Source organism: Streptomyces sp. adm13(2018), assembly GCF_008042145.1.
In the GTDB taxonomy this organism is placed as follows: domain Bacteria; phylum Actinomycetota; class Actinomycetes; order Streptomycetales; family Streptomycetaceae; genus Streptomyces.
The window spans coordinates 1-14,093 of record NZ_RDBH01000008.1; the positions used below are offsets into that span (position 1 = coordinate 1).

The following is a 14,093-nucleotide window of genomic DNA, read 5'->3' on the forward strand; positions in this document are numbered from 1 at the left end:
CGCAAGGAGAACTCCCCATGCCACGTCTGATCATCGGCAACGTCCGCAAGGAGAACTCCCCATGCCACGTCTGATCATCGGCAACGTCACCTCCGAGTACATGTTCGACTGTGCCCTGGAGAGCTTCGGTGCCAAGGGAGCGGCCAAGCAGCACGCCATCTCGACCAGGACCGCCTGGCTGCTGCGCGACGGTGACGCGCTGCTCACCCACCGCCCGCTGACCGAGGAGTTCCGCGACTACCTGGCCGCCACCCTGGGCCTGGACCTGTCCACCGTCACCTTCCTGAGCGCGGGTGCGGAGACGGGCGCGGGCGCGGAAGAGGGCGCGGGTGCGGGCGCGGAAGGGGGCGCCTTCCTCGACCGCGACAGCCTGCTCTCGCCCGGACTCCTGGGCAGGCTGCGCGACCTCACCGGTCCCGACTGGCAGCTGCTCCCCTATCTGTACGACCGGACCATCGCCGAACTGGCCCGTCTGCTGGAGCTGTCCCCCGACGCACACCCGGCCTTCTTCGACCAGGGCGGCTCGGACGTGTTCAACAGCAAGTCGTTCTTCCGCATCTGGGCGGAGGGGCTCGGCGTCCCCGTCGCTCCGGGGCGCGTGTGCCGCAGCCGGGCGGCGACGGCACAGGCGGTGCTGGACCTGCTGCCCCACACCGGTGCGGTCATCGTCAAGGAGGACTTCAGCGCCAGCGGGTACGGCAACGTCCTGTTCACCCACGACCCGGACATCCCGGCCCTGGGGGCCTCGACCACCCACCCGGTGACCCCGGCCTCGACCGCGCAGGACATCGAGCGTCTGCTCGCCGGCACCTTCCCCGCCGTCGCCGCCACCCGCGACTTCCCGGCGGGACTGCGCCCCGGCGAGACGGTGGTGGAGGCCTACTTCCCGCACAGCCGCACGCTGTACAGCGAAGTCGACGTACCCGCGCCGCCCGCAGCTCCCACCGTGCTCAACCACGGGGACATGCGCATGGAACCGGTGTGGAACGGCTTCGCCATTCCGCCGCTCGAGCTGCCCGCCCCGGCCGAGAGCACCATGCTCCACTGGTCGCGGGAGATGGCCCGCTATCTGCAGACCACCGGCTACCGCGGTTACGTCAACTGCGACTCGATCCTCACCGCCGACGGCCGGCTGCTGTTCAACGAGGTCAACGCCCGGGTCGGCGGCTGCACCCACGTCGACGCCGCCGCCCGGCACCTGCTGGGCGACGACTACATGGCACACCACACCGTGCTCACCCGCAACGACCTCCCTTGCACCGACTTCGGCAAGCTGGCCTGGGCGACAACCCAGGATCCGCAGCTCTCCCCCGGCGGAGGATCCACCGGTGCTCTGCTGCTGGTCGACGACGCGCCCTGGACCGGAACCGTGCAGTATCTGGTGCACGGCGACACCCCGGCCGCCGCGGCCCGTACGGAGGAACGTCTGCGCAGCCTGGCCGAGAACCTCTGAGCCGGACACCGGGGGCGGGGCGCGCTCGACGGCGCCCCGCCCCCGCTCACGAGGTCTGCGGCAGCCCGGCCCTGCGGCCGCGCATCCGCTGCACCTTGGCGATGCTGCCGCAGGCCCGGCCCGTCTCGCCGGCGGTCATGCTGCACCAGGTGCGGGAGTTGTTCCGCGACTGGTCGAAGAAGACCCACCGGCAGTCGGGGCACATCCGCAGCCGTCGCCAGCGGCCCTGGGTCACGACCCGTACGGCCAGCCGCAGCAGTTCCTCCACGCAGCCCGACCGGCCGCGGAAGACGAGGGAGCCCTCCGCGGCGAGCCCCACCGCCTGGGGACGGTCCGTCAGCCACCCGTCCAGCCGCGCGCAGGAGCGGTCGGCGACATCAGCCCGCAGATCGTCCCGCAGCCGCAGGAACTCCGTCCGCTCGCCCGCCACGGGCACGGCCACCGAAGGAAAGGAGTCGGTCCATCCCCGCGCATCACGCATGAGCTGCGGCAGGGTCTCCGTCGGCTGCCTCGTGTCGTTCGGAATGAGCCAGCTGTTCAGGAGGATCCGTAGCTCTTCGCTCTCCGGGCTTACCGCAGTCACTGCCATAGCACCAGCGTAGACCCGGCCAAACGAAGACCACATACATATGTTCCCGCAATGACTGGGCTGGTACTTCATGACCACCACCGAAGCCGCACCCACCTACCGCGCCGTTCTCACCGGTGCTGGCAACCGCACCTGGTACATCGCCGCGGCCCTCGTCCGGGCGCCCGTCGTCATGGCCCCGCTGGCCCTGGTCCTGCTCGGGCACGCCACCAGTTCCTTCGCCGCCGGCGGTCTCCTCGCCGCGGCCCACGCCCTGGGGGAGGCCGCGGGCGCGCCGCTGATGGGGCGCCGTTTCGACACTCGCCCGTTCGTCGGGCAGCTGCGTCTGGCCCTGCTGCTGGAGGCCGCGGCGTTCGCCGCGCTGGCCGCACTGGCGTCGACCGCGCCGATCCCCGTGCTCGCCGTGCTGGCCGCGCTGGCGGGGGCCGCCGCCGCCGGGGCGCCGGGCGGTCTGCGCGCCCAGCTCGCGGCGACCGTCGCGCCGCATCTGCGGCGCACCGCGCTGAGTCTGGAGAGCTCCCTCAACCAGAGCGTGTGGGCGTTCGGACCGCCTCTGGTGTCGCTGCTGTACGTCCAGGTGTCCGCGGTGGGTGCCGTCGTCGTGCTCGCCGTGCTCTCCGGGCTCCCGGCCCTGTTCGCCTCCCGCATCCCGCACCGCTCGCTCCCGCAGCCCGGCCCCGACGACACTCCCGCCGAGAGCCCGGCGAAGATCCTCCGCCTGATGTGGCCCACCGCCGTGCTGTCCGCCGGGATCATGTTCCTCGTCGGCACGGTGGACGTGGTCCTGCCCGCCCGGCTGACCGAAGTCGGCTCCTCCGAGGCCCTGGCCGGGCCGGTGCTGACCGCCTTCGCCGTCGCCAGCGTCCTGTCCGGTCTCGTGTACGGCGGCCGCCGCTGGCCCGGCAGCGCGCAGACGCAGTCCCTGGTGCTCCTGCTGGCGATGGCCGCGGTCCTCACACTGCCCGCGTGGACCCGTACCCCCTGGAGCTACGCGGTGGCCTTCGCCGTGGCCGGCCTGCTCTACAGCCCCCTGCTGATCATCCGTAACCTCGCGCTGCAGGAGCAGCTGCCGGAACGGGTCTGGGCCACCGGCTTCTCCCTGCTGTACGCGGCGGCCGGGGCCGGTTACGGCGTGGCCAGTCTGCTGTCGGCCGCCGCCCTGAAGTACACCGACTCCAGCGTCGCCATCATCCTGTGCACGACCCTCACCGCGGTCCTCGGCATCGTCTCCCTACTGGCCGAGAAACGACGGAAGGGGCGCGCATGACGTGGGCGACACCACGGGGGTGTTTCGACCTGTTCCGAGGTGTGGCCTGATGGCGGCGCAGACCGGTACGAAGCGCCGTCTGTGGGACGACGCCCTCGGTGCCGAGCGCTTCACGTGACGACTTGAGCGCCTCGTTCGGCGGTCATGGCCGGGAGCGGGCGCCAGTCGGCTGGAACGTTGCGCATGACCAGAGCGCAGTCCAGGGTTGCGGTCCCCGGCGGGAAGCGGTCGGGGTCGTCGAAGAAGGACAACGTGGCGGAACGGACACGGCCGGCTTCCACGTGCCAGGCGTCGGTGTGCAGTTCCATGCCGTCCAGGTGGCGCCCGGAGCGGGTGGCCGAGTAGCCCTTCGCCCCGTTCTGGAAGAAGCGGGAGGCCTCGGAGAGATCGGCGAAGAGTTCGCTGCCCCGCAGTTCGTCGGACGGCTCGACGGTGACGTCCACCCGGGTGTCGTCGTCCCACGTCGCGAAGGCGACACGCACCTGGCCGGGTGTCTCGTGCACCTCGAAGCCGGCGCGGCCGTGCTCGCCGGGGAAGACACGGCCCCCGGCCCAGGCGTTGAGCCGCGAGGCGGTATCGCGACGCGGGATGTAGACGCCGGTCTCGATGCCGTCCGGTCCGTCCCATTCGACGGCGATCCGATGCGCCGCGTTCTCGCTCCGCAGCCCGAACATTCTGGGTGTCCAGACCGGCCGGACGCTCCCCAGCCGCAGGAGGCAGATGCCCGCAACCGCGTGGCCGTGCACCAATTGCGGGCGCAGCGGCTGGGGAAGCAGGCGTGCCGCGGCGTCGGGGGCGACTCGGTAGTTCACCAGGAGCCGTCGTTCGATGACGCTGGACAGGCGTGGTTGCCTCATGATTCCTCGCTCTGCGCTGCGGGGCGCCACCTGGTGTGGCGCAGGACGATCTGCTCGGGGCAGACGGCGCTGAGGAACCGGCCGATGCAGGTCGCCAAACGGTCCTCGGCCAGTGTGTAGAGGATCCGGTTGCCGTCCCGGCGCTCGGTGACCAGCCCCGCTCCCTTGAGGACGCCGAGATGCCGTGAGATGGACGGCGCGCTGATCGCGAACCTGCTCGCGATCTCGCCCGCCGCGAGCTCGCCACCTCTGAGGTCCTCAAGAATCTGACGCCTCGTCGGATCAGCGAGCGCACGGAAGGCTCCCGCCTCATCCTCAGCTTCTGTCATGTTAGATATTTAGCACATGAGCTAAATATCTAACAATGGTGAGGCGGCCTGCACACCACCACCGAGGACGGGGACCTGGAGGTCGTCAGCCCTTCCCCCGGCCCGACTCCCCGTCCCCCTCCCTCCAGCGGAGTTCGGTCGGCCGGGGGCCCGTGCCCGCAGGGGCCCTGAGCCCCGTACCCGATCTTGATGAGTACAGGTACTCATGTGAGGCCGGAAGCCGGATCGCAGACTCGTGGCCATGACGCAGACCGCCGTTCCGGCCTCTCTCTCCCGCCGCCCGCGCCTCGCCCTCGTGGCGTCGGTCCTCGCCGTTCTGTCGCTCGCCGCATGCGGCAGTGAGAGCGCCGGGCCGGTCCGGTCGGCAGCGCCCGCCGCGGTGACGGCGGGGGCGGAGCGGGCGGCCGGGGACGCGGATCGGACCGGTCCGGCCTGGCCCGCCCGGCCCGTGGCCGCGGGTAAGGCCTCGGACGCCACCTTCGCGGCCGTCCTCGACGAGGTGGCGCGGGGATGCCCCAGCGGACCGCGGCAGGGACCCCCGCCCCCGGCGCCCGCTCCGACCGTGGAGGACGGCAGCCCCGCCGCGGCCGCGGAGGCCGAGGAAGCAGCCCGGGACGGCGCACCGCCCGTCGTGCCCGGCGCCCCCGTCCTGGCCGTCGAGCGCGAGCTGGACCAGAACGACTGGTGCGCCATGATCCGCCACGAAGAGCGGGTCACGCAGGCCCTGCTGGCCCTCGACGCACCCACCCCCGGCTCGGTCAGGAAGGCCCTCCACCGCATCGGCTACACCGACGCCCACATCCATGACGTCGAGCAGGCACGAGCGGCCACCCGCTTCGTCCTCGACCTGCGCCGCGGCGACGGCGGACGACTCTGCCTCCAGGCGACGGCCGACGGAGCACACTCCGTCGCCGAAGGCTGTGTGGTACCGGCCGAAGGCGCCTTCAACTCCGCCGTACGCCGCCGATAGCGACCGGCGGGATCCGCAGGAGACGGCCAAGAGCTGCCTTACAGGCGTGTCGGAGAGCCGGTGCAGTAGCCACCGACCCGGCAGGGGAGTCCTCGATGCGGGGTGGGGGGCTATGAGGTGGTTCGCAGGGGCTCTGGTCTGTAAAAATACGCGGATGAGTGACGAGGTGGAAGTGACAGTGGCCGTAGCAGACGGCATACGGATCGTGCGGGCCGTCGGGGAGTTCGACACCGATGAGGCCGACGCCCTGGCCCACGCTCTCGCACTGCCGGCCGGTGACTCGCCGGCCGGCACCGTCGTGGACCTGGCCGGAGTCGACTTCGCCGACTCCTCGTTTCTCCATACTCTGTTCACCGCCCAGCAGCATCATGAGCAGGCCGCTGTTCCCCTGGTTCTGGCCGGGCTCAGCCCGTTCCTGCGGCGGATGCTGGAGCTGACCGACCTCACCCGCGCCTTCACGATCGCGCCGACCCTGCCCGCGGCCACGGACCTCATCCACCCGCGCATTCGTCTGCCCCGTCAGCGGTGACCCGCGTGCCGCCCGCTGATGCGGGAAGACGCGAAGACGACCATGTGAAGGGGAAGGGCGGACAGAGATGACGACGACGGAACCCCGTGCGAGCCGGGACACTCGGCCTGCCAACGCCGGCGCCGCCCGCGATCAGGTCCGTGACCTCCTGCACACCACAGGACGTGCTCCCCCGCCCCGGGAGGTCATGGACGACATCCTGCTGGTCGTCTCCGAGCTCGTCACCAATGCCTACCGGCATGGCGGTGGCCTGACCGGTTTCACCGCAGATCTCACCGACGGCGCTCTCCTCGTGTGTGTCACCGACGCCTCACCCGTCATCCCGCGGACAAGGACGGACAGTCAACCCACCTCCCCCGGCGGATTCGGCTGGCCGCTGATCTCGAAGCTGAGCCGCCAGATCACCATCACACCTTTCGGATCGGGAAAGAGCATCCAGGTTGTCCTGAGCACCACCGACCGGCGCACCTGAGCCTGAGCAGGTGTCGCGTCTCCTGTGAGCACCCTCGCCGTGACAAGCAGGCAGCAGGGCCTACCGCCTCACGACCATCGGGCCTCTGCCTGGCCCTGAGGGCTCGATGCGTACGGCGGGCAGGGCGACGCCGTCGTCGTGAGCGGGGCCGGCGACACGGGCGGCGAATCGATGCATGAGGTCCGGCGGGCAGTGGTGCTCCTCTCGCTGCCGTCGGCGGGGAGCGGCACATCGTGACGTGAGGCTCTCCCCCGGGGCCGTTCCCGCAGGGCTACAGTCAGGGGTGTAGCACCGGGAATACCTGACCGCAGGTTCACCGGTCACAGAGCAGGGACCTTGCTGTGCTCCATGTCACCACGCGCGTCGGCGACCGGGTCACCGCCCTGCTGCCCGAGAGCATCGATCTGCACACCGCCCCCCTGCTGCGTGCCGTAGGGACCCGCATCATCGACGAAGGCTGCCGCCACCTCACCCTGGACGCCTGCCAGAGCCTTTTCCTCGACTCCAGCGGCGTCACCCTGCTCATACAGTGGTACCAGCGCCTGGCCCGGCTAGGCGGCACTCTGAGCCTGACCGGGGTCAATGCCGACGTCTACGACCTGCTCCGCCGCCTCGGCCTGGACACCGTCATCAGCCTCACCCCCCGTGCCCCCACCCCGGATCCGCCCGGCCCGTAGGGCCGTGTCTCGCGTGACACGGCGTTCAGAGACCTCCGTCTGACGACGGCTCGGTCCGAGGCGTCTTCACGACGTCGACACGGACGGCCAGCAGGGCGATGTCGTCGTGGTGCGCGGGGCCGGCGACGCGCTCGGCGATCTGCTGCAGAAGGCCTTGCACCGGCGTGCTGCTGTTGTCGGCCAGCAGCAGGGAGACCTGTTCGATCTTCTGGTCGATGGGTGTGCCGGGTTCTTCGACCAGACCGTCGGTGTACAGCAGCAGGGTGGCGCCCGGCTCCAGGCGTACGCGGTGCTGGGTGCGGTGGGCGGGCAGGCCGGGGTAGAGCATCAGGTCGTGTTCATGGAGCTGGCGGACGGGGTGGCCGGGTAGGTCCAGGAGCGGGGGCGGGTGCCCGGCGTTGGTCCAGGTGAAGTCCCAGGCGCCGTCGCCGGTGGAGGTGAGATGGGCGTGGACGAGGGTTCCGGAGATGTTCATGCCCAGATCGGTGGCCGCGGCGTACAGGGCGTCGACCGCGGCGGCGGGTCCGCTGTGGGAGTGATCGTGACTGGCCTGGCGCAGCATGCTGCGGGCCTGGCCCATCAATGTCGCGGCCTGCATGTTGTGGCCGGTGATGTCGCCCACGGTCAGCGCCAGCCTGGTGGTGGCGTCGGTGCGGGAGGAGTTCAGGTGGTGGGCGTCGTACCAGTCACCGCCCACCATGTCCTGATCGGCCGCCGTGCGGTACAGCGCGGCGAGCTGCAGGCCCTGAACGGTGGGGAGGTCTGTGAGCATGGCGCGCTGGAGCTGGCGGGCCACATCGATGCGTCCGTCGAGGAACAGAGCGCGTTCGACGGCGTCGGCGGTGTAGCGGGCGAGGACGGTCAGCACCGCACGCTCGGCGATGTCGATCGTGCGGGGGACGTGCCAGGCCAGGATGAGGGTACCCAGCGCACGGCCGTAGGTGCCGGGCAAGGGTACGCAGACCGCTGAGCGCAGGTTCATGGCGTCGAACTCGACGACCGTGTCGGGGTGGTACTGCTCCACCAGGGTCTGCCGGTCGGGGATCAGCACGATCCTGTTCTCACGCGCCGCCTGGGCACTGGGCCACCGCTCCTGGGGATCGTAGACCGGAAAACGCTCCTCCAGCGAGACGTACGACGCCATCCGGTCGGGCACCCGCCGCAGAACGCTCTCCTGTCGCAGCACCAGGCCCACGTACGCCGGCCGCAGATCCCCGCTGACCAGATCGCTGACCTGTCGGCGCACCTGCTCCAGGCCGGAGGTGTGGGCCATGGTCTCCGCCGCACGCAACAGCAGCCGTGAGTTCCCCAGCAGCGTGGCGGCCTGGGTACCGGCCTGCTGGGCCTGCCGGGCCGAGGCCTGCAGCCGCAGCTGGGTGCTGCACGCCTGCGCCAGGTTCTCCAGCACCTCCACGTCCCGCTCGCCCCAGGAGCGGGGCACGAAGTCGAGGGCGCACAGGGCTCCCAGCACCGTTCCCGCCTCGTCTGTCAGGGGCACCGCCGCACAAGCGACCGCTCCGAACCAGGCGGCGGGAGCGAAGTCCCGCACCCGTGCATCGGTGCGCGCGTCCCTCACCACCAGCGGCTCGCCCGAGGCGACAACGTATGCGCACGGTGAACCGGTCAGATCCGCCTGCCGGACCGAGGACGACCACTCCTCCAGCCCGACGACTCCGGGCAGGAACTGCCACTCCTTGCAGGCTAGGGCGACTACGGCTGCCGGCACGTCCAAGACGGCTGAGACCACACGCGCGAACCGGTCCATCCCCTCATCCGCGGCAGCCTCAGGACCGCCCCGCTCGGGGAACGCCGGGGAGCCCTCCACGCCGTCTTCCGCGCCGCTCGTGGGCCCGTCGTTGTCTGAATGCATCCCTGCCGCAATCGGTGACCGCAATCCGCCCAGCGCAGCCGCGCTGCCCGTTGAACGAAACACTGGTCAGCGTAGAGGAATCATCGCTCAGGCCTGCATGACGCCCCGACCACCCTCTGCTGCTTCTGGGACAGCGGGGAGCAGAGCTCCCGCCCTGCCGACAGATCAAACTGTCGGAAACGACTCTCGACAGCTAGGCTTGTCGCATGAGCGATGTGAGTGTGGTTCCGACTCCCGACAGGAACGACGAGAACTTCTGGACCGCCGCCGCGGTCCTGGTGGAGCCCCCGTGGGGCGAACCCACCCAGGAGGAGACGTTCGCGATGGACGAGCGCGTCATCGACGCCGCCCGCGCCCTGGCCGAGCGGATCTCGACCCGCGCCTCGGCCTACCGCGCCGCCGACAAGCCCCTCGACCCCGTCCTCATGGCGTCCCCCGACGTGCAGCTGGCACTGCTGCGCGCGCTCTACGAGACCAAGCAGTCCGCCGAACGGATGGCGGAGAGCGCCGCCACCGTCGCCGGCCGCAGTGGAGCCAGCTACGCCCAGCTCGGAGCCGCCTGGGGCGGCATCAAGCGCCAGTCCGCCCGACTCAAGTGGCCCCACGCCGTGGTCAGGAGATCCGCCAGCGAGTCCATCCCGTTCAGCTACGCGGGTGGCACCGCCGTGGCGCACCACGACAACGACGCCGATGCCTGGTGGTACTCCGCCACCGGGGCCGACCATCAGGACACGGAGTCCGAGCCCGTCCACAGCACGTACGCCGAGGCGATCGCCGGGGCGACCGAGTACCTCCTCGCGCACGCGCTCCCCGGCGGGCAGTGAACCCCCTTGACTCCCGTATTGGTCTAGTCCAAGTTGTGGGTACGCAGGTCCTGATTCGCTCTCCCCCGTATCGGAGCGCCCCTCATGACACACCACGGACGTCACCTCCCCCGTGTTCTCGGMGCCGCCGGAGCCCTCTGTCTCGGCTCCGCCCTGCTCACCCTGGTTCCCGCGCAGGCAAGCGCGGCCACCGAACTGCTCGGTAATCCGGGCTTCGAGGCCGCCGACCTCGCCCCCTGGACCTGTACGGGCACGGCCGCCCCCACGGCGTCCCGGGCCCCCGCCGCATCCGTCGCCCGCCGCCCGGTGCTCACTGGTCCTTCTCCATGCGAATGGCGTCGCGCAGCGCGTCGGCCGCCGCGTGGCTCGTGCCCTCGCGTTGCTCCAGCAGCGCGGCGGCGATGGCGTCCAGCTTCCGCTGGACGGCGTGGGCGTCGCGCCGCTCGGTGTTCTTCAGCAGGGCGAGCAGGAGGAGGTTGATGGCTGTCATGACGTCTCCGGCGAAGATCAGCCAGGACAGCGGCGGGTACAGGAAGTGCAGGACGACCGTGCCGACGACCAGGAGGACGCACAGGGCGTAGAACAACGGGGAGCTGGTGAGGTTCGACGCCCGCTCCGAGAAGGCGGCGAAGCGGTCGTGGCCGGTGCCGTCGCGTTCGGCGGGATGCTCAATGGTCATGGCAGCCATGCTCCCCGGCCGAGCCCGGTCGTGAGGGGACCCGGGAACGACGGGCGCGCCTCGCCCTCCGGAGCCTGGGATCCAGGCAGCCGGGCGGGCAACCCCCGGCCAAGGCTGGGCGTCCCTCCTCACGAGGAACGTTTCCGATCAACGGGAGTGCACGTGGCGACGAAGGACGAGACGTCGGACGCGGCGCGGGAGAAGGACCGCGAGAAGTGGATGGCCCGCTTCCAGGTCCGGCTGGCGATGCAGCCGGGTGTGGACCGACCGATCGTGCTCCAGGCGGTCAAGGAGGTCACGACCCAATGCGCGGAGACCGGGGAACACCCGAGGGCCGCGTTCGGCGACCCGGACGCCTACGCGGTGGACGTCGCCACCCGCCTGGTGCCGCAGGACCGCGCGGACCGCGACCGGCGACGCGACGGACGGCTGTCCGCACTCGAGTCGGTACTGAAGAAGGCCAGGGACGCGACGGGGCTGTGACGGGGCGCCGCCCGGCCCGAGTGCTGCGTCCGCCTCTAAGCGCGTACTGCTCCGTCGACGAGAGTCCTGCACCGGGGGCCTTCGAGGAGAGGCCCGCCCGGTGACAACGTGCGAAGTGGCTTCCCGGGCGGGCGGTATGCCCATCATGCGCGTCCGCGTCGCAACGCGCGCGGCGGGAAGGGCGGATGACACCGCTGGATCCCGAGGGCACGCGTCCGCGGAGTCGGTACTGACCCGGCAACCGGCCGTCGCACCGCAGGCCATGACCCCTCGGGGCGGGCGGAACGACCGGTTCGCCGGCGCGGTCGGTCACGTCGACCCCGCCGGCGAACCGGTGCGAGACGTTCGGCTCATGGTTCCGCCCTCCTCCCCCCAGAGAAAGGAGGCGGAACCACGAGCCGGGTCTTACGGGTGTGACGTGGCGCAGGTGCTACTTCGGCATCAGGACGGTGTCGATGATGTAGACGTTGGCGTTGGCCGTCTTCACGTTCCCGCAGACCACGTTCGCGGTGCCGTTGACCTTGTAGGACTCGCCGGAGCCGGTCGTGGTCAGCATGCCCTTCTGCAGGGTCTCGAAGCTGCCGTTCTCCAGCTGCTTCGGGGTGAGCCGCTGGCCGACGACGTGGTACGTGAGGATCTTGGTGAGCATGGCCTTGTCGGCCAGGACCTTGTCGAGGTCCGCCTTCGGGATCTTCGCGAAGGCGTCGTTGGTCGGGGCGAAGACCGTGATGTCCTTGGCGTTGTTGAGCGTGTCCACCAGGCCGGCCTGCTTGACCGCGGTCACCAGGGTCGACAGGGCCGGGTTGTTGGAGGCCGCGGTGGCCACGGGGTCCTTGGCCATCCCGTCGAAGGAGCCGGCGCCCTCCTTCGGCACCCCGGCACACGCCGGGCCGAAGGGCTCCCCGTCCATCATGCCGTCGTCCGCGGGCGTGCTCGCCGTGGTCTTGGCCGCGTCGTCCGCACTCGCGGACGGGGCTGCCTTGGTGTCGCTGCCGGAGTCACTGCACGCAGCCAGGGAGAAGGGCAGCAGAGCGGCGGCGGCGACGGCGATCGCGGTACGGCGGATCTTCTTGCTGTTCATGTTCTTCGACTCCTTGAAGAGAGGCCCGGGGTGGGCCCTGTCACGGGGGTGAGGGGAAAGGCCGGAGGCGAGCAGGCGGACCTGAGGACCTCGGCGCGGGTGAGCCGTCGGGCCCTGGCCCTGCCCCGCCGCGAAGCACTGGCTGACCGCTCCGGCTGTGGCCGCCGCCATGCCCCTCGTACCGGCCGAGGCGAGGACACCGTCGGCGCGACCGACCGGCCCGGCGGCCGGGAGACCGACCGGCGCGTCCGGCGCGGTGCGGAGGAGAGTGCTGCGGAAGTTGCTCACGTGGGACATTCGGCGGCCCCCGCCGTACGGATGGGTCCATCACTCCAACGAGTGAATAATGTTTCTCGTGTTGCCTATGAGCCGTGCTCTCGTGGGGTCCCCGAGGCCGGCGTCCGCAGGTGCTCCCGTTGGTGGTCCTCTCGCCCGGCTTCACCCGGTCCCGCGCCACGCTCACCTCCCTGGGTGAGGACCTCGCCAGCCACGGCTACGTCGCCGTCGCGATCGACCACACCCACGAGACCGCGGCCACCGTCTTCCCGGACGGCCGGGTCGCCGCCTTCGCGCTCGGCACCGGATGGGCGCGTACCCCCGACTTCTGGCACGCGGTGAAGGCCGGCCGTGCCCGCGACGTCTCGTTCTTGCTGGACCGCCTCCTCGGCTGCGACCCGCCCTGGGCAGGTGCGTCCAGGCTGTCCCTGGGCCGGATCGGCCGGACGACCGGCGCGGCTGCTGACGCGGGGGCCCGGCGGTCGGGTGCTCCGGCGGGGGAACGAATCCGGCCGCCGGGTTCACGCGGGTCTCAACCCCTCTGACCTCGCCTTATCGTGGGCCTGAGCTATTGCGGAGAGTGACCGTGTCGTGGATGATTCCGCGTCGTGACCATCTCCACCGCCGTCGTACTCGGCGTGCTCCTCGTCGTGCTCTATCGCGTCGTCAGATCCTCCCGCTCCGTGGACCGCTGGGTCGAGACCGACTTCGTCGCCACCGATTACGGGCTACCGCCCCGCGAGGTGCTCGACTCGCGACGGGCGGGTCCGCCGCCGCCCGAGCACCGGACGCAGGAGCGTCAGTCGGTGGCCCACGCCGCCTGGGAAGGGGACTGGAAGGCCGCCCGGCGGTACGTCTCCGACGCGGGGGAGGACTGGGACGAGCGCTGGACCCGGCTGGAACTCCTGCAGCAGGTGGCCCGCGAGGACGACTCCTGGCTCGACGCCTGGGTCGCCGCCGAGCCCGGCGACTGCGACGCGGCCACCCTTCGCGCGAGCATCATGGTGCACCGCGCCTGGGAGATCCGGGGCGGCGGCTACGCCAACGAGGTCATGTCCTCGGACATGGACCGCTTCCGCGCGATGCTCCCCGCCGCGATCGAGGCGGCGCAGCGGGCCGCACTGCTCGACCCGGCCAACCCCGGTCCCTGGGTGGTCATGATCACGGCCGCCCGTGGAGCCCAGTACAAGCGGGCCCGCTTCAAGCCCCTCTGGGAGGGCCTCGTCGCCCGGGCGCCCCACCACTACGAGGGGCACTGGCAGGCCATGCAGTACTGGTGCGCGAAGTGGTTCGGCAGTGACCGGCTGATGATGCGTTTCGCCCGCCGGGCGGTCCACACGGCACCGCCCGGCAGCCCGCTCGCCGGCATCTACCTGCACGCCCTGGGCGAACTCACCGAACGGCCCACCGGCGGCGCGATGCCCGTCACCCCCATGGAGAGGAAGACGCTGAAGCAGGTCGCGGCCTCGTTCGACCTGGTCGCGCCCGACGACGAGCGCCTGCCGGCCCTGCGGCACCTGCTCGCGCACTACATGCTCCGGTCGATGCTGTACGCGCCGGCGCTGGAGCAGTTCCGGCTCATCGGCTCGTGGTGCGGAGCCCAGCCCTGGCTCGAGGGCGGGGAGCCGGTGAAGGCCTTCGAGGCGGCCCGCGGCGCGGCCGTGAAGCGCTCGCGGGTCCGTCCGGGCTCGACGTCGAAGGTGTACGGGATGGGGCGCTGAGGGTTTCCCGGGTGGG

16 protein-coding genes are annotated in these 14,093 nt (G+C 71.0%); 10 read left to right on the forward strand and 6 right to left on the reverse strand.

Annotation, left to right across the window (positions count from 1 at the left end; all coding sequences use genetic code 11):
- Nucleotides 1-61: 61 nt before the first annotated feature.
- On the forward strand, nt 62-1,453 hold the full coding sequence (locus tag EAO70_RS00570; RefSeq protein ID WP_148001062.1) for a hypothetical protein: 1,392 nt from the start codon (nt 62-64) through the stop codon (nt 1,451-1,453).
- 46 nt (nt 1,454-1,499) lie between these two features.
- On the opposite strand, the gene EAO70_RS00575 is transcribed toward EAO70_RS00570, so the two are convergent.
- Nucleotides 1,500-2,042, reverse strand: coding sequence for a CGNR zinc finger domain-containing protein (locus EAO70_RS00575; RefSeq protein WP_187283660.1), 543 nt, complete (start codon nt 2,040-2,042; stop codon nt 1,500-1,502).
- 70 nt (nt 2,043-2,112) lie between these two features.
- Here EAO70_RS00575 and EAO70_RS00580 point away from each other — a divergent pair, with 70 nt between their 5' ends.
- A complete protein-coding gene (locus EAO70_RS00580) occupies nt 2,113-3,309 on the forward strand; it encodes an MFS transporter (protein WP_148001064.1) in 1,197 nt (398 codons plus the stop codon).
- A gap of 110 nt (nt 3,310-3,419) precedes the next feature.
- On the opposite strand, the gene EAO70_RS00585 is transcribed toward EAO70_RS00580, so the two are convergent.
- Nucleotides 3,420-4,166, reverse strand: coding sequence for a DUF2071 domain-containing protein (locus EAO70_RS00585; protein WP_187283661.1), 747 nt, complete (start codon nt 4,164-4,166; stop codon nt 3,420-3,422).
- Entirely contained in the window at nt 4,163-4,495 is a 333-nt protein-coding gene (locus tag EAO70_RS00590; RefSeq protein ID WP_148001065.1) for a metalloregulator ArsR/SmtB family transcription factor, read from the reverse strand. The genes EAO70_RS00585 and EAO70_RS00590 overlap by 4 nt, the downstream gene beginning before the upstream one ends.
- A gap of 241 nt (nt 4,496-4,736) precedes the next feature.
- On the opposite strand from EAO70_RS00590, the gene EAO70_RS00595 reads away from it, so the two are divergent.
- The 4 genes from EAO70_RS00595 (at nt 4,737) to EAO70_RS00610 (ending at nt 7,143) form a co-directional block, all read left to right on the forward strand.
- Nucleotides 4,737-5,465 carry a hypothetical protein gene (locus tag EAO70_RS00595; RefSeq protein ID WP_148001066.1) on the forward strand — a complete coding sequence of 243 codons (729 nt, stop codon included), beginning with the start codon at nt 4,737-4,739 and terminating at the stop codon, nt 5,463-5,465.
- 154 nt (nt 5,466-5,619) lie between these two features.
- On the forward strand, nt 5,620-5,994 hold the full coding sequence (locus EAO70_RS00600) for an STAS domain-containing protein (protein ID WP_148001067.1): 375 nt from the start codon (nt 5,620-5,622) through the stop codon (nt 5,992-5,994).
- A 67-nt stretch (nt 5,995-6,061) separates the two neighbouring features.
- A complete protein-coding gene (locus tag EAO70_RS00605) occupies nt 6,062-6,466 on the forward strand; it encodes an ATP-binding protein (RefSeq protein WP_148001068.1) in 405 nt (134 codons plus the stop codon).
- A gap of 341 nt (nt 6,467-6,807) precedes the next feature.
- Nucleotides 6,808-7,143, forward strand: a complete 336-nt coding sequence (locus EAO70_RS00610; protein ID WP_148001069.1) for an STAS domain-containing protein — start codon at nt 6,808-6,810, stop codon at nt 7,141-7,143.
- Nucleotides 7,144-7,168: 25 nt separating this feature from the next.
- Here the strand turns inward: EAO70_RS00610 and EAO70_RS00615 are convergent, their stop codons facing one another.
- On the reverse strand, nt 7,169-9,013 hold the full coding sequence (locus EAO70_RS00615) for a GAF domain-containing SpoIIE family protein phosphatase (protein ID WP_148001070.1): 1,845 nt from the start codon (nt 9,011-9,013) through the stop codon (nt 7,169-7,171).
- Between the two features lie 206 nt (nt 9,014-9,219).
- Between EAO70_RS00615 and EAO70_RS00620 the strand changes: the two genes are divergently transcribed.
- Entirely contained in the window at nt 9,220-9,837 is a 618-nt protein-coding gene (locus tag EAO70_RS00620; RefSeq protein WP_148001071.1) for a hypothetical protein, read from the forward strand.
- A gap of 310 nt (nt 9,838-10,147) precedes the next feature.
- On the opposite strand, the gene EAO70_RS00625 is transcribed toward EAO70_RS00620, so the two are convergent.
- Nucleotides 10,148-10,516: a hypothetical protein gene (locus EAO70_RS00625; protein ID WP_148001072.1), complete on the reverse strand. Its 369-nt coding sequence runs from the start codon at nt 10,514-10,516 to the stop codon at nt 10,148-10,150.
- A 162-nt stretch (nt 10,517-10,678) separates the two neighbouring features.
- Here EAO70_RS00625 and EAO70_RS00630 point away from each other — a divergent pair, with 162 nt between their 5' ends.
- Nucleotides 10,679-10,999, forward strand: a complete 321-nt coding sequence (locus EAO70_RS00630) for a hypothetical protein (RefSeq protein ID WP_148001073.1) — start codon at nt 10,679-10,681, stop codon at nt 10,997-10,999.
- A gap of 430 nt (nt 11,000-11,429) precedes the next feature.
- Here the strand turns inward: EAO70_RS00630 and EAO70_RS00635 are convergent, their stop codons facing one another.
- On the reverse strand, nt 11,430-12,080 hold the full coding sequence (locus EAO70_RS00635; RefSeq protein WP_148001074.1) for a fasciclin domain-containing protein: 651 nt from the start codon (nt 12,078-12,080) through the stop codon (nt 11,430-11,432).
- 407 nt (nt 12,081-12,487) lie between these two features.
- Here EAO70_RS00635 and EAO70_RS00640 point away from each other — a divergent pair, with 407 nt between their 5' ends.
- On the forward strand, nt 12,488-12,901 hold the full coding sequence (locus tag EAO70_RS00640) for a hypothetical protein (RefSeq protein ID WP_261992569.1): 414 nt from the start codon (nt 12,488-12,490) through the stop codon (nt 12,899-12,901).
- A 63-nt stretch (nt 12,902-12,964) separates the two neighbouring features.
- Nucleotides 12,965-14,077 carry a DUF4034 domain-containing protein gene (locus EAO70_RS00645; protein ID WP_148001076.1) on the forward strand — a complete coding sequence of 371 codons (1,113 nt, stop codon included), beginning with the start codon at nt 12,965-12,967 and terminating at the stop codon, nt 14,075-14,077.
- Nucleotides 14,078-14,093: the final 16 nt, after the last annotated feature.